14 protein-coding genes are annotated in these 18,905 nt (G+C 69.8%); 2 read left to right on the top strand and 12 right to left on the bottom strand.

Annotated features, from left to right (window positions below):
• Positions 1-6: 6 nt before the first annotated feature.
• The 11 genes from gspD to gspE all read right to left on the bottom strand — a co-directional run bounded on the left by gspD (position 7) and on the right by gspE (position 11,021).
• On the bottom strand, positions 7-2,259 hold the full coding sequence (gene gspD, locus H8B22_RS03925; protein WP_187712816.1) for a type II secretion system secretin GspD: 2,253 nt from the start codon (positions 2,257-2,259) through the stop codon (positions 7-9).
• 11 nt (positions 2,260-2,270) lie between these two features.
• The gene (locus H8B22_RS03930; RefSeq protein ID WP_187712817.1) at positions 2,271-3,065 is read right to left on the bottom strand and encodes a general secretion pathway protein GspN; all 795 of its coding nucleotides are present in this window, start codon (positions 3,063-3,065) and stop codon (positions 2,271-2,273) included.
• Positions 3,055-3,699: a type II secretion system protein GspM gene (gene gspM, locus H8B22_RS03935; protein WP_187712818.1), complete on the bottom strand. Its 645-nt coding sequence runs from the start codon at positions 3,697-3,699 to the stop codon at positions 3,055-3,057. The genes H8B22_RS03930 and gspM overlap by 11 nt, the downstream gene beginning before the upstream one ends.
• Positions 3,686-4,855 carry a PilN domain-containing protein gene (locus H8B22_RS03940; RefSeq protein ID WP_187712819.1) on the bottom strand — a complete coding sequence of 390 codons (1,170 nt, stop codon included), beginning with the start codon at positions 4,853-4,855 and terminating at the stop codon, positions 3,686-3,688. Before H8B22_RS03940 ends, gspM begins: the two co-directional genes overlap by 14 nt.
• Positions 4,856-4,901: 46 nt before the next feature.
• Positions 4,902-5,807, bottom strand: coding sequence for a type II secretion system minor pseudopilin (locus H8B22_RS03945; RefSeq protein WP_187712820.1), 906 nt, complete (start codon positions 5,805-5,807; stop codon positions 4,902-4,904).
• The gene (locus H8B22_RS03950; protein WP_187712821.1) at positions 5,804-6,445 is read right to left on the bottom strand and encodes a prepilin-type N-terminal cleavage/methylation domain-containing protein; all 642 of its coding nucleotides are present in this window, start codon (positions 6,443-6,445) and stop codon (positions 5,804-5,806) included. The genes H8B22_RS03945 and H8B22_RS03950 overlap by 4 nt, the downstream gene beginning before the upstream one ends.
• 1 nt (position 6,446) lies before the next feature.
• Positions 6,447-6,956: a type II secretion system protein XpsI gene (xpsI, locus tag H8B22_RS03955; protein ID WP_187712822.1), complete on the bottom strand. Its 510-nt coding sequence runs from the start codon at positions 6,954-6,956 to the stop codon at positions 6,447-6,449.
• Complete coding sequence (gene xpsH, locus H8B22_RS03960; protein ID WP_187712823.1) at positions 6,953-7,408, bottom strand: type II secretion system protein XpsH; 456 nt, start codon at positions 7,406-7,408, stop codon at positions 6,953-6,955. Before xpsH ends, xpsI begins: the two co-directional genes overlap by 4 nt.
• A gap of 42 nt (positions 7,409-7,450) precedes the next feature.
• Entirely contained in the window at positions 7,451-7,885 is a 435-nt protein-coding gene (locus H8B22_RS03965) for a type II secretion system protein GspG (RefSeq protein WP_225876272.1), read from the bottom strand.
• 195 nt (positions 7,886-8,080) lie between these two features.
• Complete coding sequence (gene xpsF / locus H8B22_RS03970; RefSeq protein WP_187712824.1) at positions 8,081-9,298, bottom strand: type II secretion system protein XpsF; 1,218 nt, start codon at positions 9,296-9,298, stop codon at positions 8,081-8,083.
• A 4-nt stretch (positions 9,299-9,302) separates the two neighbouring features.
• Positions 9,303-11,021, bottom strand: a complete 1,719-nt coding sequence (gene gspE, locus H8B22_RS03975; protein WP_225876273.1) for a type II secretion system ATPase GspE — start codon at positions 11,019-11,021, stop codon at positions 9,303-9,305.
• 133 nt (positions 11,022-11,154) lie between these two features.
• Between gspE and H8B22_RS03980 the strand changes: the two genes are divergently transcribed.
• Both H8B22_RS03980 and H8B22_RS03985 read left to right on the top strand, forming a co-directional pair.
• On the top strand, positions 11,155-11,814 hold the full coding sequence (locus H8B22_RS03980) for a helix-turn-helix transcriptional regulator (protein ID WP_187712826.1): 660 nt from the start codon (positions 11,155-11,157) through the stop codon (positions 11,812-11,814).
• A 106-nt stretch (positions 11,815-11,920) separates the two neighbouring features.
• Positions 11,921-14,836 carry an HYR domain-containing protein gene (locus H8B22_RS03985; RefSeq protein WP_187712827.1) on the top strand — a complete coding sequence of 972 codons (2,916 nt, stop codon included), beginning with the start codon at positions 11,921-11,923 and terminating at the stop codon, positions 14,834-14,836.
• A 95-nt stretch (positions 14,837-14,931) separates the two neighbouring features.
• Here H8B22_RS03985 and purL read toward each other — a convergent pair whose 3' ends face one another.
• Positions 14,932-18,897, bottom strand: a complete 3,966-nt coding sequence (purL, locus tag H8B22_RS03990; RefSeq protein WP_187712828.1) for a phosphoribosylformylglycinamidine synthase — start codon at positions 18,895-18,897, stop codon at positions 14,932-14,934.
• Positions 18,898-18,905 lie beyond the last annotated feature (8 nt).

The following is an 18,905-nucleotide window of genomic DNA, read 5'->3' on the forward strand; positions in this document are numbered from 1 at the left end:
CCGCGCTTATTTCCTCGGATCGCGCGGCGTGCGATGCAGCGGTTCCATGGCGCGGAAACGCGCGCCGTATTCGTCGGTGAGGTCGCGCGCTTCCTGCGGGTTGCGGATGACGGTCGGCGTCAGCAGCACGATCGTCTCGCTGCGCGCCGTGCGCGACGTCTGCCGTCCGAACAGGCCGCCGATGATCGGGATCCGGCTCAAGCCAGGGAAACCGTTGCTGCCGCGGGTGACGCCGTCGTCGATCAGGCCCGCCAGCAGCACGGTATCGCCGTTCTGGATCGCCGCCTCGGTCTTGAGCTTGCGCGTGTCGATGCGCACGTTGCCGTTGGCGTCGGCCTGGCTGCCCGGCGTGCTGACTTCCTGCACGATGTCGAGGAACACCATGCCGTCCTTGCTGATGCGCGGGCGCACCTTGAGGATGATGCCGGTGTCGAGGTACTGCACCTGGCTGATGGTGTTGGTGGTGCCGGCGGTCGGGTTGACGGTGACCGAGGAGATCGGAATGCGGCTGCCGACGTTGAACGTCGCTTCCGCGTTGTTGCGCACCACCACCGACGGCGACTGCAGGATCTGCACGTCGCTGACCGCATCGAGCGCGCTGATCACCGCCGCGGCATCGTTGTTGACCAGCGTCCAGGCGACGCCGCCGATGTTGGTGAGCTTGCCGGCGATCGTGCTCCACTTCGGAATGCCCAGGCTGTCGGGCGGCAGGCCGATGTCCTGCTTGGCGGCCTCGAGATACCAGTTGACGCCGTAGCTGAGTTCGCCGGACAGCTGCACCGTCGCGACCTGCGCCTCGATGTGCACCTGCATCGGCATCACGTCGAGGCGCGCGATCACGTCCTTGATCGATTTCCACGCCGACGGCGTGCTGCGCACCAGCAGCGAATTGCTCTCCTCCACCGCCGACACGCCGACGCGGTCGCCGTTGACGTCGAGGGTGACCGCGGCGTTGCCGCCCTGGCGCGCGTTCAACGACATCTCGCTGCCGCTGCTGCCGGAACTGCCGCTGTCGCTGCCCGTGCCCTTGATGTCGGCGGTGCTGCCGCCGCTGGCGCTGTCCTGCAGTTCGACCGAGTCCAGGCCGGGCATCAGCGACGGGGCGCTGCCCGAGCCGCCGTTGCCGCTGCTGCGGCCGGAACCGAACACTTCGGACAGGCGGTCGGCGAGGTCCTTGGCCTTGATGTACTTGAGTTCGTACGAATACAGCTGGATGTCGCCGCCGGCGCTGTCGATGCGCTCCAGCCACTCCTGGATGTCGTCGAGGTAGCTCGCCTGCGGGGTGATCACCAGCACCGCGTTGGCGCCGTCCAGCGGCATGAAGCGGAACATGCCGGCGACCGGCGACTTGCTCTGTTCGCCGAACACCTTTTCCAGGTCCGCGACGACCTTGTTGGCCTTGCCGGAAGTCAGCGGGAACACGCCCACCGACATGCCCGACAACCAGTCCACGTCGAAGATCTCGATCGTGCGCAGGTAGTTCTCCAGCTCGGTGCGGGTGCCGGCGATGCTGATGATGTTGCGCGAGTTGTCGACGTTGACCACCGCGTTCGGGCGCGCGTACGGCTTGAGCACCTTCTCCATCTCGCTGGCGGAGATGTAGCGCAGCGGCACCGTGCGGACCTCGTAGCCGCGCGCCAGCGACGGCGCGCCAGTGCGCGGCGCCACCGCGCCGCTGGCCAGGGCCTGGTCGGACGGCACGATGTTGTAGCGGCCGCCGCTGTAGATCAGGCGCGCGTTGTTCCAGCCCAGCACCATCTCCAGCAGGTTGAGCGCTTCGGCGGGACTCACCGGCTTGGGCGTGCCGAGGGTGACGGTGCCCTGCACGCCCGGGGCGATGACGTAGTTCTGGCCGAGCATGTCGCCGAGGATGGCCTTCACCACCGCGTGCAGCGATTCGCCCTCGAAGTTGAACGTCGCGCCGCCACCGGTCGCCGGCAATGCGGGCGGCGCGGCCGAGGCGGCTTCGCGGTTGATCACCTGGCCGCTGCCGCGGCGGATGCGCGGACGCGGGCCCTGGTCGTCCTCGGGCAGCGGCTGCACGCCGCCGCCAACGACTTCAGCGCCCGACCCGGGCGCCGTGGTGGCGGACGAGGTTCCGGCGGGCGTCTGCAGCGTGCGCGGATCCGCGTCGCGACGAACCTGCGCGACCGGGACAGCCGAGCAGGCGGTGAGCGCGAGGGCGACGGCGACGGCAACGGTTCTGTTGGCGACGGACGTCGGGCCGGACCAGAGCGTGGAATGCGGATGACGATTCATGTCGGGCGACTCTATTTGACCGGCGGTTTCTGTTGCTGTTGCTGCTGGGCTTCCTGCCTCAGCTGCGCACGACGCGCTTCGATGCGCTTGCGGATGGCTTCCATCTGCGCCTGTTCCGTCATCGGTTGAGTGGGACTGGCCGGGGTCCGCGCCGGCGCAACCGCGGCGGTGGCCGGCGCGACTTCCGCCGGCCCCTGCGGACCGGGCGTCTCGCTGACGGCCGCGGCCTGGCCCGCCGGCGGCACGACCGGCCGGCCTTGCGGGGATGCATCGGTCTTGGTCACGGCCGTGGGCGCTTCGCCGCCGACGCCGTTGTAGACGCGCAGTTCGAGCCGGCGTTCGCCTTCGGGACCGACGAACACGGCGCTGCGCGGATCCAGCGATTGCAGGGTCCAGCTGGGCAGCGCGGCATCGGCTTCGCCCAGCTTGATCCGCAATGGCGGCGTGCTGGCATCGGGCGCCTGGATGATCGCCATCTTGAAGGCCGGCGTGATCATCACGCTGGTCAGCACGTAGTTGAACGCCTTGGCCTGGTCTTCGCCCTGCGGCTGCAGCGAGAACGGATGCGGCCGGCGGTCGTCGGCGAACAGCGGGCGGTTGGCGGTTTCGGCGTACTGCGTCAGCGGTCCCAGGCGTTCGGGCACCGCCTTGGGCAGGGCCGGCAACGGACGCACCAGCGCCGAATCCTCGGGCGCCGGCGTGATCCGCCCGCCCATGCCGAACAGCGCCAGCAGCAGCGACAGCACGGCCCACGCGGCCGTCGTCGCCAATACCCAGGTGCGCGGACCGGCGCTGTCAAAGCGCATCGTCGTTGCCTCCGGGCAGGGGCGCGGCGCGTTGCGGCCGCGGCGGCACGGCGCCGGGCTGCAGGTAGCCGTACAGGTCGAAGCTGACATCGAGCCCGCCCTGCGTGCCGCTCTGGCCCGGGTTGAAGAACACGCGCTGGCCGAGGACGTTGAGGTTGCCGACGAACAGCCGCGGCATCCCGCCTTCGAGCGAATGCAGCACGTTCGCCAGTTCCGGCGTGCCGCAGCGCAGGCGCACCTGGATGGTCACGCGCGGGTACTTCTCGCGCGGCGGTTCCTGCAGCGGCGAACGGTTGGTGATCTCGCAGGCGCGGCGCCCGGGGCTCGCCTGCGACACCACCGCTTCGAGCCGCTGCACCAGCGCCGCGGTGGCCAGTTCCGGGCTGCGCTCGGGCAGGAAACCGGGCGTGCGCGCCAATGCCGCGCGCGCCTGCTGCAGGCGCTGGCGCACCACCGGCGCCTGGTTGATCTCGGTGCGCAGGCGCAGCTCGCGTTCGCGCGCCCCGTCGATGCGCTCGCCGACCGCGCGCATCGGCACGGTGAACCACGGATGGATCAGCACCGCATAGGCAAGCAGCAGCACGGCCGCGAGCAGGCCGAGCGCGAGCCAGCGATCGCGGTCATTGACCGGCATTGCCACCGGCGGCCTCCTTGGTGTCGGCGGGGCCGATTTCCGCGGTGAGGGTGAAGCGATCCTTGCGCGTGGTCGGATCGGTCTGCAGCGCGCCCGCGAGCGCCGGCGAACGCCACAGCTTCGAATCCTGCAGGCGGCCGATCAGCGCGGGCGCTTCGGTGCTCAGGCCGATCAGGGTGATGCGGTCGCCCTCGATCGCGAGTTTTTCCAGGTACGTGCCATCGGGCAGGCGCTGGCTGAGTTCGTCCATCACTTCCAGCGCCGGCGGGTAGTCCGCGCGCATGCGCTGCAGGAAGGCGTGGCCCTCGATGAGGTTGACGAGTTCCTGGCGTTGCGCGGCGGCGCGACGCGCCGGGCCGCTCTCGCGTGCGATCTCCGCATCGAAGGCATCGGCCGCGGCGCGACGGTTCTCGAGCATCTGCCACAGCGTCAGCGCCACCGCCACGACGGCGACAGCCGCAAGCACGAGGTTCCAGGTCGCCCAGGGATCGCGGGCGTTCTGCCGCTGCGCCGGCGGCAGCAGGTTGACCTGCAGCGGCACGCCATCGGCACCGGCCACGTCGATGCCGGCGAGCAGCGGCGCGACCGGGCCCAGCGCCGCCAGTTGCGGATCCAGCGCGGCGCGTGGCACGGCCACGAGTTCCGCGTCGATGGGCCCCTCGCCTTCGCGGCGCACGAGCACGCGCGCGTCGTAGGCGACGGCGTCGGCGGCGAACGGGGTCTGTCGTTCGATCTCGAAGCCGACCACGTCGCGCAGGCGCTCGGCGGCGGCCGCGGGCAACGCCAGCCGGCGCCGCAGCGAACTGCCCGCAGGCAACAGCAGCCAGCGCGGCAGGTCGGCCAGGCGCTGTTCCAGCAACGGCGCGAGCGGATCGCTGCCCGCATCGAAATCCTTCAGCACGGGCAGGTTGCCCAGGTCACGGATCTCGTCGCCGCGCTGCAGGCGCAACCGCAGCGCGTCGCCTTCGACCTGCAGCAGCAGGCGGCCACGATCCATGCCGAGCAGCTGGCGCGCACGCGGCGGCAGCCAGGAGGCCAGCGCATTCGCCCACCACGCAAGGAAGCCGCCGGTACCGGTGCCGAGCGAGGAGCCGCTCAACCGGTTGCCGAAACGACCCAGACGGTCCTGCAACCGTCCTGCTGCAGGGGTGCTCATCGTGGCGACGCTCCTTCCTCCACTGGCTGATGAAAGCAGCAGGTCATCAATCCCCTACCTGCCAACGCAACGGCGTATAGGCCATGCCGGGCACGGCCCCTCCCGCACGTACCACGGTCCGCAACACCGCTTCGCGACGATCGGCGAGGCGTGCACGGCTCTCGATACTATACGTGCCGCTGCTGCCACCCACGAGCGCGCCACCGTCGGGCAAGGTCGGCGGCGGCAATCCGGAATCCGGATTCCAGCGCTGCCGCTGCGCCACCACGTCGGCGCCGTCCATGCCCATCGCGTCCAGCACCTCGGCTGAAGCAAACGCCGGATCCGGACGCGCTCGGCCACTGAAGACGGTCAGGTGCGGCGCCATCCGTGCATACAACTCGGGGGTGAAACCCAGCACCTGTTCGAGCTCGGCCACGCTTTCGAACTCGGCGTCCTTGGCGCCATAGGGCCGCCCGGCGCTCGCATAGTCCGCGTCCTCGCCGCCGCCGGCCGGTTGGCTGAGGCTGTCCGGATCGCGCCAGTCGAGGATGGCGGCCGCCAGTTGCGCCGCCTGCTGCGGCTCGATGTCGAAGCGGCGGATGAACTCGGTCAGCAGCGTGATGTCGGCCTGGTTGAGGTCGATCTTGCCGTTCTCGTCGACGATGCGCACTTCGACGTCGGCATTGCCGTAACGCCAGCGGTGCGGGCGTCCATCGGGCAGCCACTGCTGGCGCGGATCGCTGGCGGCCACGCGGGTCAGCGCGTACTCGAGCCCGGCGCGCGCGGCGTTCTCGGCCACCAGCCCGCGGACCAGCACGCGACCCTGCAGGTGCTCGGTGCGCGCGATCAGCGCGAACGCACCGATCAACGCCGCCAGCAGCATGACCAGCCACATCACCAGCAGCAAGGCGACGCCGCGCTGGGACGACGCGCGGTTCGAAGAACCGCCAACCGCAGATACGCGCGTCATTGCGTCACCTGCGTGGCGGTGCTGGTGGTGGTGATCGCGGCGAGCGGCAGCGCCACGATCACCGGCGGCCAGGTTTCGTCGTTGCCGTCGGTGATGGTGACTTCCACCATCAGCGGCAGCTGTTCGCCGTTGTCCCAGGTGTCCTGCCAGTCGCCCAGCCCGCCGTCCGCGGCGTAGCTGCGATAGCGGAAGCGCGCGGACTTGAGGCCTTCGACCAGCACCTCCGGCGGCCGCGGCTCGCTCTCCTCGATGGTCTTTCCCGCCAGCACCATGCCCAACGCCAGGGTGATGCGCTCGCCGCCGTCCTCGATGGCGAAGTCGTGCAGGTAGGGACCGCCGCGCCCCAGGTAGTCGGGCAGGTCGGCGACGAAACGCATGCGCTCGTTCTCGCCGAGGAAGCGTTGCGCCGCCCCCGTCGCCGGATCGAAATTGAAGGGCACCGGGCGTACGGCTTCGAGTCGGCGGCGCAGGAAATTCTCCACCGCGCGGATGCGTTCGCTCTGCGCGGCGATGCCTTCGCCACGCTGCGTGGTCTTGGTCGCGGCGCCCAGGGTCGCGAACGCCAGCGTCAGTCCGGCCGCGAGCAGCACGGTGGCGATGAGCACCTCGATCAGGGTGAAGCCGCGCACGGAACGCATGTCAGCCTCCCGTGTCCACGCCGGGCGGAACGATCCGCAGCGTCCGCAGCAGCAGGCGCTGGCCCGGACCGCCGTCGCCCCACTCGATGCCCAGGCGCACTTCCAGCAGCGTCGGCGCGGCCGGATCGAACGGCAGGTCCGCGCGCCGCGCCGGATCGTCCCAGCGCTGCACCTGCAGCGCCCAGCGATAACGGCCGTTGTCGAGTTCGCCGTTGCGCGATCCCGGCTTCACCGGCACGCCCACGCCCACCTGCGCCATCAGCGACTGCGCATGCAGCGCCGCGCGCCCCGCATCGGCGGAGTTGCGCACCTGCCGCGCCGCGCCCGACAACGATCCCAATAACAACGTGAGCGCCGCGGCCAACAGTGCGAAGGCGACGATGACTTCGATCAGGGTGTAGCCACGTTGTGCAACGGGGAACCGGGAACCGGAAACGGGGAAGCAAAAACCCGTGCCGCGGCCGTTGCCTTCCGCCGTCGCTCCCCTGGTCGCCGGCTCGCGGTTGTTCATGGCGCAACCTCGCCGCGGCGCAGGCGCACCTCGCCGGTCAGCCAGGTCACGTCGATGTTCATCGCGGCCCGCTTCGCGCTCAGCTGCACGCGGCCGCCGGTCGATGCGCCGTCGGGGAAGAACACGATCGCACCCTCGCCCTGGCGCGGCTGCACCTCGCGCGCACCGGTGAAACTGACCCGGAGCTGCGCCGGGATCTCACCGCTGCGGTTGTTGGGCGCGGTCCAGGTGTGTCGTTGTGGATCGATGGTGAAGCGCTGCGGCTGACCGGTGGCGATCGCCTGCGTGCGCGAGTAGCGCAGCTGCGCGACGATGCGCTTGGCTTCGCTGCGCAGCTGCATGCCGGCGAAGCCGCCGGTCAGCACGCCGGCCGCGACGACGCTGATGACCGCCAGCAGGGCGATCACCAGCAGCATCTCCAGCAACGATACGCCGCGTGACTTGCGCTGCATCGGCGGCCTCGTGCACCTGGTCCTGTTCCGTATCCGGACGGCTTATTCGTACTTGAAGTCGGCGTCGGTGCTGGTGCCGCCGGGCTTGCCGTCCTTGCCGAGGAAGACCAGGTCGAAATCGCCGTTCTCGCCGGGGACGCGGTACTCGTACGCGTGGCCGAACGGATCCTTGAGCTCCGTCGCCTTCGCATACGGACCGAGCCAGCCGTTCGCGTCGCCGGGCGCGGTGACCAGTTCGTCCAGCGAGGTCGGCAGGCGCCCGGTGTCCATGCGGAAGGACTCGACCTTGCCGGCCAGCGTCTGCACCGCCGACTTGCCCAGGTTGTAGTCGCCGCGATCCTTGCCGCCGATGACGCGGCTGCCGACGAAGGTCAGCACCGCGCCGATCAGCACGATCACGATGATGATCTCGATCAGGCTCATGCCGCGCTGCTTGGCGGCGGAGGCGAAACGCGGGTTGGAACGCAGGTTACGCATGATGGATTCCAGTAAGGGGAGCCTAGAGCCGGGCCCGCGGCTGGTTTGAATGGTAGAGGTAGAACACATGAGTGGCTTCGACGAATCGCTCGCCGCCATCCATGGCGCAACGCCATTGCCTGCGGATGGTCCGGCCCGGCCAACCCTGGCCGGGCGTTCGGCGCGATGCGCGGCATGCCGCGCAAGCATCGCGCCTCACCCAATCGCTCCGGTGAGGTCGTACAGCGGCAGCAGGACCGACATCACCACGACGCCGATCACCGCCGCCAGCACCACGGTCACCACCGGCACGAGTGCGGCCAGCATGCGATCCAGGCTCAAGGCGGTTTCCTGCTCGAAGGTTTCGGCGGTCTTCACCAGCATCGCGTCGAGCGCGCCGGATTCCTCGCCCACCGAAATCATCTGCAGGGCCAATCGCGGGAAGCGCTTGCCGCGCGCCAGCGCCGTCGACAGCGCCACGCCGTTCTTCACTTCTTCCGCAGCGGTTTCGACATCGGCGGCCAGCACCCGGTTCCCGAGCACGTTGCGGCCGATGCCCAGCGCGGTCAGCAGCGGCACGCCGTTGCGCACCAGCGTGCCCAGCGTGCGCGCCAGGCGCGCGGTCTCGATCTTCGCCACCAGCGAACCGGCGAACCGGCGCTGCAGCAGCCAGGCGTCGAACTTCTCCCTGAATGCGGGCTCGCGGCGCTTGCGGTCGAACCACCACAGCCCGACGGCCGGCACGACCAGCAGCAGGATCCACCAGTCGCGCACGAACATGCCGATGCCCAGCACGATCTTGGTGAACAGCGGCAGTTCGGCGTCGAGGCTTTCGTACATCGCCGCGAACTGCGGCACCACGTAGCCGAGCAGGAACAGCAGGCTCAGGCTGACCATGACCAGCAGGATTGCCGGATAGATCAGCGCATTGATCACGCGCCCCTGCAGCGCGCGCGCGCGCTCGAGGTAATCGGCGAGCCGGGCCAGGGTTTCATGCATGTTGCCGCCGGCTTCGCCCGCGCGGACCATGTTGATGTAGAGCCGCGAGAACGTGCCGTGCTGGCGATCCAGCGCGGTCGAGAGCGACGTGCCGCCGCGCACCGCGTCGCGGATGTCGGTGATGGTGCGCTTGGCGGCTTCGTCTTCGGGCAGTTCGAGCAGGATGCCCAGCGCGCGATCGAGCGGTTGCCCGGCGCCGAGCAGGGTCGCCAGCTGCTGGGTGAACTGCACCAGCCGCGGCCCGGCGAACGGCTTGGCCTTGAACAGCCCTTTCCACAGCGACGCGGCGCGCGCCTCGCTGGCGAGCTTGGCTTCGACCGGAAGGTGCCCCTGCTCCTGCAGCCGCGCGACCACCTCGGCGCTGCTGGCGGCCTCCATCTGGCCGTCGAGCAGTTCGCCGCGCGCGTTCAAGGCCTGGTAGTGGAAGAGGGGCATGCGCTCAGGCGTCCTCGGTGACGCGCAGCACTTCCTCGATCGTGGTCTCGCCGGCCAGCGCCTTGGCGATGCCGTCCTCGTACATCGTGCGCATGCCGGCCTGGCGCGCGATCTGCTCGATCTCGCCCATGCCGGCGTGGCGCATCACCGCGCGGCGCAGCTCGTCGTTCATGACCAGGAATTCCATGATCGTGGTGCGGCCGAGATAGCCCGTCGGCGCGATCGCCGAAGCACGCGGGTGATAGAGGTGGATCTCGCCCTGCGGCTGGTACTTGCGCAGGCCGAACTTCTCGATTTCCTCCGGCGAAGCGGGGTAACGCTCGGCGTGCGTCGGCTCCAGGCGGCGCACCAGGCGCTGCGCGAGGATGCCGTTGATGGTCGAGGTCAGCAGGTAATCCTCGACGCCCATGTCGAGCAGGCGGGTGATGCCGCCCGCCGCGTTGTTGGTGTGCAGCGTCGACAGCACCAGGTGGCCGGTGAGCGCGGACTGGATCGCGATGCGCGCGGTTTCCAGGTCGCGCATTTCGCCGATCATGATGATGTCGGGGTCCTGGCGCACGATCGAACGCAGTGCATGGGCGAAGTCGAGGCCGATCTGCGGCTTGGCCTGGATCTGGTTGATGCCTTCGATCTGGTACTCGACCGGGTCCTCGACGGTGATGATCTTGACGTCGGGTGTGTTGAGCTTGCTCAGCGCGGTGTACAGCGTGGTGGTCTTGCCCGAACCGGTCGGACCGGTCACCAGCAGGATGCCGTGCGGCTGCTCCAGCACGTGCTGGAACTGCGGCAGGAAGTTGTCGGAGAAGCCGAGCTTCTTGAAATCGAAGACGACGGTCTCGCGGTCGAGCAGGCGCATCACCACCGATTCGCCGTGCGAGGTCGGCATGGTCGACACGCGCAGGTCGAGTTCCTTGCCCTGCACGCGCAGCATGATGCGGCCGTCCTGCGGCAGGCGGCGTTCGGCGATGTTCAATTTCGCCATGATCTTCACGCGCGAGATCACCGCGGCGGTGAGGTTGGCCGGCGGCGACTCGCCTTCTTCCAGAACGCCGTCGATGCGGTAGCGCACCTTCAGGCGGTTCTCGAACGGCTCGATGTGGATGTCCGAGGCGCGCAGTTCGACCGCACGCTGGATGATCAGGTTGACCAGGCGGATCACCGGCGCTTCCGAGGCGAGGTCGCGCAGGTGCTCGACGTCCTCGAGGTCGCCCGTGCCCTCGCCTTCCGCGGTTTCGACGATCGCGCCCATGGCGCTGCGGCCCTGGCCGTGCCAGCGCTCGACCAGGTCGTCGATCTCCGAGCGCAGCGCCACCAGCGGGCGCACCTCGCGCTGCGTGGCCAGGCGCACGGCGTCGAGCAGGTAGGCGTCCTGCGGATCGGCCATCAGCACGTCCACGTGGCCGGCGGATTCGGCGATCGGGCAGACGTGGAACTGCTTCATGAACTTGCTGGTGAGCGCGACGCCTTCCGGCGGCAGCTCGGGCGCATCCTTCGCGTTCACCAGCGGCAGGTCGAGCACGGCCGCGACGGTTTCGGCGTGGTCGCGTTCGGACACCAGGCCCAGCCGCGCCAACAACGACAGCAGGCTGCCGCCGGCCTCTTCCTGCAGGCGCCGGGCGCGGGCCAGGTCGGCATCCTTCAGGCGGCCCTTTTCCAGCAGCGCGGCGACGATGCGCTCGTCGATGCCGGGATCGGTGGTGGTGTCGTGGACGACTGCGTTCACATTCGCGCCCTCGCGGGCCCCATTCCAAGGGGCCCCGACTTTAACAGTTGCGGCTTTACGGCGGCGCAAGCGCTGTGGCATCGCGAAAGGGGTCCGTCGCGATATCGTGGTGCAGCGTTCGCAGGGGACAACGATGAACGACAAAGCCACCGGCCCAACCGACGAACGCCGCCTGCGCCGCGAACGCGACCCGGACCAGTTGCGCTGGATCGCGCAGGCGCGCTGCCTCGCTGCCGCGCTCGACCTGCTGGCGCAACCGATCGTCCTGCTCCTGCCAGGCGAACCGCTGCGCGTATGGCACGCGAACGCCGCTGCCCGCCATCGCTTCAGCAGCCATCCGGAACTGCGCCTGCGCGACGGCACGCTGATGGCCTCGCCCACCACCACCCCGGCACTCACGGCTGCGCTCGCGCGCGTGCTGGAACTCGGTCCGGGCCATCCCTGCGAAGTGCGCGTGGCGTCGGCAGGGGAATCGCTCGTGGCCACGGTGCAGGCGCTCGATTTCGGTGCCGCGGCCGACCTGCCGGTGCGCGAGGTGGTGATGCTCGAACTGCACCAGCCCGCCTCGGTCGAACGCGGCCTGCATCGCCTCTGCAGCGAATTCCACCTCACCCGCAAGGAAGCCGAAGCCGCGGTCGGCCTGTATTCGATGGGTTCGATCGACGAACTGGCGCGCTGCACCGGACGGTCGGTGCACACCGTGCGCACCCAGCTCAAGGCCGCCATGCACAAGACCGCGACGCACACCCAGGCCGGGCTGGTGGCGCTGGTTGCCAACCGGCTGGCGCCCTGAAGCAACCGTTCGCCGCCGCCTACACCAGATGGGTGATGACGGCGGCGGAACGACGCTCCTAGCGTGAGGGTGCCGGCGCCGGGGAGGCGCCACACAGGGGAACATCATGAAAGCCCACGGAACGCCCGCATGCCGGGCGTGGTTCGGCGTCCTCTCCGTTTTCGCGCTGCTGCTCGCGGCACCCGCGGTGCTGGCGGCGGGGCCGGGGTGCGCCACGCCTGAGGCCAACATCAATCCCGGATCGTTGACCATCGGCGACTTCAAGCCGCTGTCCGGCGGCGGCTGGGCCCTCAATCCGGTCACCGTCAACGGCCAGTCGTCCAAGCCCAATGCGAACCAGGGCGGCCTGTTCCAGTGGTCGTTCGTGGGCACGTCGCTCGGCACCCTGGCCAACGCCAACGCGGCGCAGGCCCAGTTCACGCCACCCGACGTCACCGCCACCACGCAGGTCGTGCTGCGCCTGACCGTAACCGTCAGCGGATGCCCCGGCAGCGACTCCGAGGACATCACGATCACGATCACCAACGCGCACGACGAGGTGATCAATACGCCGCCGCACGCGGTGCCGACGGCCACCCCCGCGGCAGCGTCCGAAGGCACCCTCGTGACCCTGGATGGCAGCGCCTCCTGGGATGCGCAGGGCCCCATCGCGAGCTACGCCTGGGCGCAGACCGGCGGCCCGGCGGTCACGCTGCAGGCGACGGCCAATCCCGCGATCAGGACCTTCGTCGCGCCGAACTTCAGCGCCGACACCAACCTCACCTTCCAGCTGACCGTCTCCGACGGCACGCTGTCGAATTCGGCGGTCACCTACGTCAACGTCACCTGGACCAACGATCCACCGGTCGCGGCGCTGGCGTGTCCCGCCGCCACGGGGTATTTCGACGTGGACGAAGGCGCCGCCTTCACCTTCGACGGCAGCGCGTCGCACGACAGCGACGACGGCATCGCGAGCTATGCCTGGAAGCAGGAAGTCGGCCTGCCGGAAGTCCCCGGCGTGGGCGACTGGAACACCGCCACCGGCAGCTTCACCGTGCCGGCGCTGGGCTACGGCCAGACCGGCCTGGTCCCGTTCACGCTGACCGTCACCGATCACGCCGGCGCGAAGTCCAGCGCGAGCTGCGCGCTGCTCATCAACGACATCACCGCGCCATCGATCTCGGTGCCGTCGGACCTCGTCGCCGAAGCGACGTCCGCAACCGGCGCGATCGTCGGTGCGGCCGAGGGCTATGACGTCTCCGCCTTCGACGCCGTCGCCGGCGGGCTGCCGCTGGTCAACACCAGCGAATACTTCCTGTGCGAACCGGCGCCGAACACCCTGTTCGCCCTGGACGCGGTGACGCCGGTGCTGTGCCGCGCCTGGGACGCGTCGGGCAACGAGGCCAGCGCCGGGTTCTCGGTCAGCGTGGTGGATACCACCGCGCCGACCATCAGCGTGCCGCTGTCGTTCGCGGTCGAAGCCACCGGGCCCGATGGCGCCGCCGCCGACTACGTCGCCAAGTCGGACGACATCGTCGATGGCGAACGCGATGCGCTGTGTGTTCCCGCTTCCGGGCACGTGTTCCCGATCAATACGCCCGGCCCGACCACCACGGTCGATTGCGATGCCAGCGACGCGCACGGCAACCAGGCCGACACGCAATCCTTCACCGTCGCCGTGCACGACACCACGCCGCCCGCGTTCGATCCCGATACGGTCAGCGCCGACCTCGTGGCCGAAGCGACGTCGCCGGCCGGCGCGTCGGTGAGCTTCGCGCTGCCGTCGGCCAACGACCTCGTCGACCTGGGCAACGTGCAGGTCGCGTGCGTGCCGGCCTCGCCGCACGTGTTCCCGCTGGGCGCGACGACGGTGCAATGCGACGCCACCGATACGCGCGGCAACAGCACGGCGGACGATGATCCCAGCGACGCGACGCCAGGCACGTCGGCCACGTTCAAGGTCACCGTCGAGGACACGACGCCGCCTACGCTGGGGGCCGTATCGGACCGGACGCTGGAAGCCCTGTCGGCCGCAGGCGCGCCGTTCGCGTACACCGCGCCCGCCGCCACGGACCTGGTCGATGGCGACCGTCCCGTGACGTGCAGCGAGTCGCCCGCCCTGCTCGCGGCCGGCGTGTTCCCGCTCGGCACCACCACGGTCACCTGCAGCGCCAGCGATACGCGCGGCAATACGGCGTCTACCGCCTTCGCGGTGAAGGTCGTCGATACCACGCCACCGACGCTGTCGTTGCCCGGCAACCTGGTCGAAGAAGCCACCGGCCCCTTGGGTGCCGCCGTCAGCTTCAGCGTCTCCGCCAGCGATCTGGTGGATGCGAGCGTGCTGCTCGTGTGCTCGGCCCATTCCGGCGACACGTTCGCCCTGGGTACGACCACGGTGACCTGCACCGGCACCGACGACGCGGGCAACAGCGCCAGCGGCAGCTTCGCCGTCACCGTGCGCGACACCACGGCGCCGGCGATCGCCGCGCACGACGACGTCACCGCATTCGCCACCGCCAACTCGGCCGCGACGGTGAGCTACAGCCTGCCGACCGCGACCGACCTGGTCGACGGCAGCGTGGCGGTCACCTGCACGCCGCCGTCGGGCAGCAGCTTCAACGTCGGCAGCACCACGGTGACCTGCAGCGCGCAGGACAGCCGCGGCAACGCGGCGACGCGCACGTTCGCGGTGATCGTCAGCTACAACTTCAACGGCTTCTTCCAACCGATCGACAACGCGCCCGCGCTCAACACGGTCAAGGCCGGCAGCGCGGTACCGGTGAAGTTCAGCCTCGGCGGCAACCAGGGCATGAACATCTTCCAGTCCACCCCGGCCTCCGGCGTGATCGCCTGCGGCGCGACGGAAGGCGACGCCATCGAGGAGACCGTCACTGCCGGCAGCAGCAGCCTGCAGTACGACGCCGGCACGGGCCAGTACATCTACGTGTGGAAGACCGAGAAGACCTGGGTCGGCCAGTGCCGGATCCTGCAGGTCAAGCTCAAGGATGGCCGCAGCAGGACGGCGCTGTTCAAGTTCAAGTAATCCGCACCAACAGTGCGTAAACGGGAAAGCCTGGCCAGTGGCCAGGCTTTCCCGTTTCACGGTGCGTCGAAACGACGACGCGGATCCGCGTCGCCTCAGCCGATCCACACCCGCGCGTTGCGGAACATGCGCTGCCACGGCGACTCGTCCGTCGCCGACGCGTCGCGCCAATCGCGCGGCGCCCAGCTGAAGTTGGCGTTGCGCAGGGTGCGTTCCGGATGCGGCATCAGGATGGTGACGCGGCCGTCGTCGCTGCACACGCCGGCGATGGCATTCGCCGAGCCGTTCGGATTGGCCGGATAGCTCGTCGCCAGGCTGCCGTCGCCGTTGATGTAGTTCAGCGCGACCGCGACGCGACCGGCATCGCCGGTGGCCTCGAACGAAGCGCGGCCTTCACCGTGCGCGACCGCCACCGGGATGCGCGAACCCTGCATGCCGGCGAGGAACAGCGACGGCGAGTCGGCGACTTCCAGCAGGGCCACGCGGCCTTCGTACTGCTCGCTGGCGTTGCGCAGGAACTGCGGGAAGTGCTCCGCGCCCGGGATCAGGTCCTTGAGCTGCGACAGCATCTGGCAGCCGTTGCACACGCCCAGCGCGAACGTGCCGTTGCGCTGGAAGAACGTGGTGAAGGCATCGCGCAACGCCGCACGCTCCAGCACCGAGGTCGCCCAGCCGCGGCCCGCGCCGAGCACGTCGCCGTAGCTGAAACCGCCGCAGGCGACGAAGCCGGCGAAGTCGTCGAGCTGGAAGCGGCCGTTGATCAGGTCGCTCATGTGCACGTCGAACGCTTCGAAGCCGGCACGGTCGAACGCGTACGCGGTCTCGACCTGGCTGTTGACGCCCTGCTCGCGCAGGATCGCCACCTTCGGACGGACACCCGTGTTGATGAACGGTGCGGCGATGTCTTCGCTGGCGTCGAAACCGAGCTTCGGCTTCAGGCCCGGCGCGGCGAAATCGCGCGCCGCGGCGCGTTCCTGGTCGGCGGCTTCCGGGTTGTCGCGCAGCTTCTGCATCGCGTGCGTGACCGACCACCAGGCGTCGAACAGCTCGTCCCAGCGCCATTCCGCCAGCGTGTCGCCGTCCTGGCGCACGCGGATCGTCGGCGCCGTGGTCGGCTTGGCGATGCGCTGCGCGCAATCGATCAGGCCGTGGCGGGCGACGAGGTCGGCGAATTCGGCGCGGTCCTCGGTCGCGATCTGCACGACCGCGCCCAGCTCCTCGTTGAACAGCGTGCGCAGCGGATCGTTGGCGCGATCGTCGCCCCAGCCGTCGAGGTCGATGTCGAGGCCGACGTGCGAGGCGAACGCCATTTCGCACAGCGCCGCGAACGCGCCGCCGTCGCTGCGGTCGTGGTACGCGCGCAGCAGGCCATGGCTGCGCGCATCACGGATCAGTTCGAAGAACGCACGCAGGCGCTGCGGATCGTCGAGGTCGGGCACCGCCGGATCGTCGCGGTCGGAGGAACGGCCGGCGAACGCCGGCAGTTCGTTGCCGCCGGCTTCCGGGAAACATTGCGCCAGGATCGAGCCGCCCATGCGTTGGCGACCGGCGCCCAGGCCGAGCAGCCACAGTTCGGAGTCGTCCTCGCGCGCGAGCAGCGGGGTCAGCTGGCCGCGCACGTCGGTGACCGGCGCGAAGGCGCTGACGATCAGCGACACCGGCGACACCGACTTGTGCGCCTGGCCGTCGTCGTGCCATTGCGCCTGCATCGACAGCGAGTCCTTGCCGACCGGGATGCTGAGGTCCAGCGCCGGGCACAGTTCCATGCCCACCGCCTTGACCGCGTCGAACAGCAGCGCGTCCTCGCCCGGATGGCCGGCGGCGGCCATCCAGTTCGCCGAGAGCTTGATCCGGTCGAGCGATTCCACCGGCGCGGCGATCAGGTTGGTGATCGCCTCGCCCACGGCCATGCGCGCGGCCGCGGCGGCATCGAGCAGCGCCAGCGGGGTGCGCTCGCCGATCGCCATCGCCTCGCCCGCGTGGGTGTCGAAGCCGGCCAGGGTGATCGCGCAGTCGGCCACGGGCATCTGCCACGGGCCAACCAGCTGGTCGCGCGCGGTCAGGCCGCCGACGCTGCGATCACCGATCGTGATGAGGAACTGCTTGGAGGCGACGGTCGGGTGCGCGAGCACGCGCAGCGCGGCGTCGCGCAGGCCGATGCCCTGCCAATCCAGCGCCGGCCACGGTGCGGCGCCGGGGTGGGTGGTGTCGCGGTGCATCTTCGGCGGCTTGCCGAACAGCACGTCCATGGGGAAATCGATCGGCCAGTCGCGGCCGGCTTCGCGCGCGTTCGCGACGGTGGCGCCGTAGCCGACGACCAGGTGCTCCTCCGCGGTCGCATGGCCGACCACCGCGAACGGACAGCGCTCGCGCTCGCACAGCGCGGCGAACTCGGCGACGCGCGCGGCCGGCAGGCCCAGCACGTAGCGTTCCTGCGATTCGTTGCACCACAGCTGCATCGGCGACAGCGACGGGTCGTCCTTGGGCACCTTGTCCAGGTCGATCACGCCACCGACGCCGGAGTCGTGCAGCAATTCGGGAATCGCGTTGGACAGGCCGCCCGCGCCGACGTCGTGCGCGCTGACGATCGGGTTGTCCTCGCCCATCGCAACGCACTGGTCGAGCACTTCCTGGCAGCGGCGTTCCATTTCCGGGTTGTCGCGCTGCACGCTGGCGAAATCGAGTTCTTCCGCGCTCTCGCCCGAGGCGACCGAGCTGGCGGCGCCGCCGCCCAGGCCGATCAGCATGGCCGGACCGCCGAGCACGACCACCGCATCGCCCGGGCGCAGCGAATGCTTCTGCACCTGGATCCGGTCCATCGCACCGAGACCGCCGGCGAGCATGATCGGCTTGTCGTAGGCGCGCGCGTGGCTGCCTTCGTCGAGCTCGAAACTGCGGAAGTAGCCGGTCAGGTTCGGCCGGCCGAATTCGTTGTTGAACGCGGCGCCGCCGAGCGGGCCGTCGAGCATGATTTCCAGCGCCGGGGCCATGCGCGGGTTCAACGAACGGTTGGTTTCCCACGGCTGCGGCAGCGTCGGGATGCGCAGGTGCGAGACCGAGAAGCCGCTGAGGCCGGCCTTGGGGCGGCCGCCACGGCCGGTCGCGCCTTCGTCGCGGATCTCGCCGCCGTTGCCGGTGCTCGCGCCCGGAAAAGGCGCGATCGCGGTGGGGTGGTTGTGGGTCTCGACCTTGATGCAGAACGCCGACGGCTGTTCGGCTTCGCTTGCGTACGCCTGCGTGCCCGGCTGCGGACGGAAGCGGCGCGCCGGGTAGCCCTCAACCACCGCGGCGTTGTCGCTGTACGCGGACAGCGTGTACTGCGGCGTGGTCGCGTGGGTGTTCTTGATCATCTTGAACAGCGACAGGGGCCGATCGCTCTTATCGAGCATGTTGCGGCCGTCCAGCGTCCACGATGCGTTGAAGATCTTGTGCCGGCAGTGCTCGGAGTTCGCCTGCGCGAACATCATCAGCTCGACGTCGGAGGGATCGCGGCCGAGCGCGGCGTAGCGCTCGCGCAGGTAGGCGATCTCGTCATCGGCCAGGGCGAGGCCGAGGCGGCCGTTGGCGGCCTCCAGCGTGGCCAGCGGGATGCGTTCGAGTTCGCCGCGCGCGGGGGCGGCGAACAGCGCGGCCGCGTCGTCGCGGGCGGCCAGCAACGACTGGGTCATCGGGTCGTGCAGCAGCTTGGCCAGCGCGCCCTGGGTCGGCGCATCGCCGGGCCAGCCGGCGAGGTCGTAGCGCAGGCCGCGTTCGACGCGCTTCACCGGTTGCCCGGCGCCCTGCAGCAGCTCGGTCGCCTTGCTCGCCCACGGCGACAGGGTGCCCAGGCGCGGGGTGACGTAGCGCGAGACGGCACCGGCGGCGCGCGGAGCTTCGTCGAACCCGCCCTGCAGGATGCGCGCGAGCGTGGCGGCGTCGGGCTGGGCGCTGGCTTCGGGGACGACCCAATAGGTCCACCAGGCGCCGAGCAGGCGCAGGTCGGGATGGACGGCTTGGAGGCGGGCTTGCAGGCGTTCGCGGCGGAACGAAGACAGGGCGGATGCGCCCTCGAGGACCATCATGTCCGGGG

Source organism: Lysobacter terrestris, assembly GCF_014489475.1.
In the GTDB taxonomy this organism is placed as follows: Bacteria; Pseudomonadota; Gammaproteobacteria; order Xanthomonadales; family Xanthomonadaceae; genus Agrilutibacter; species Agrilutibacter terrestris.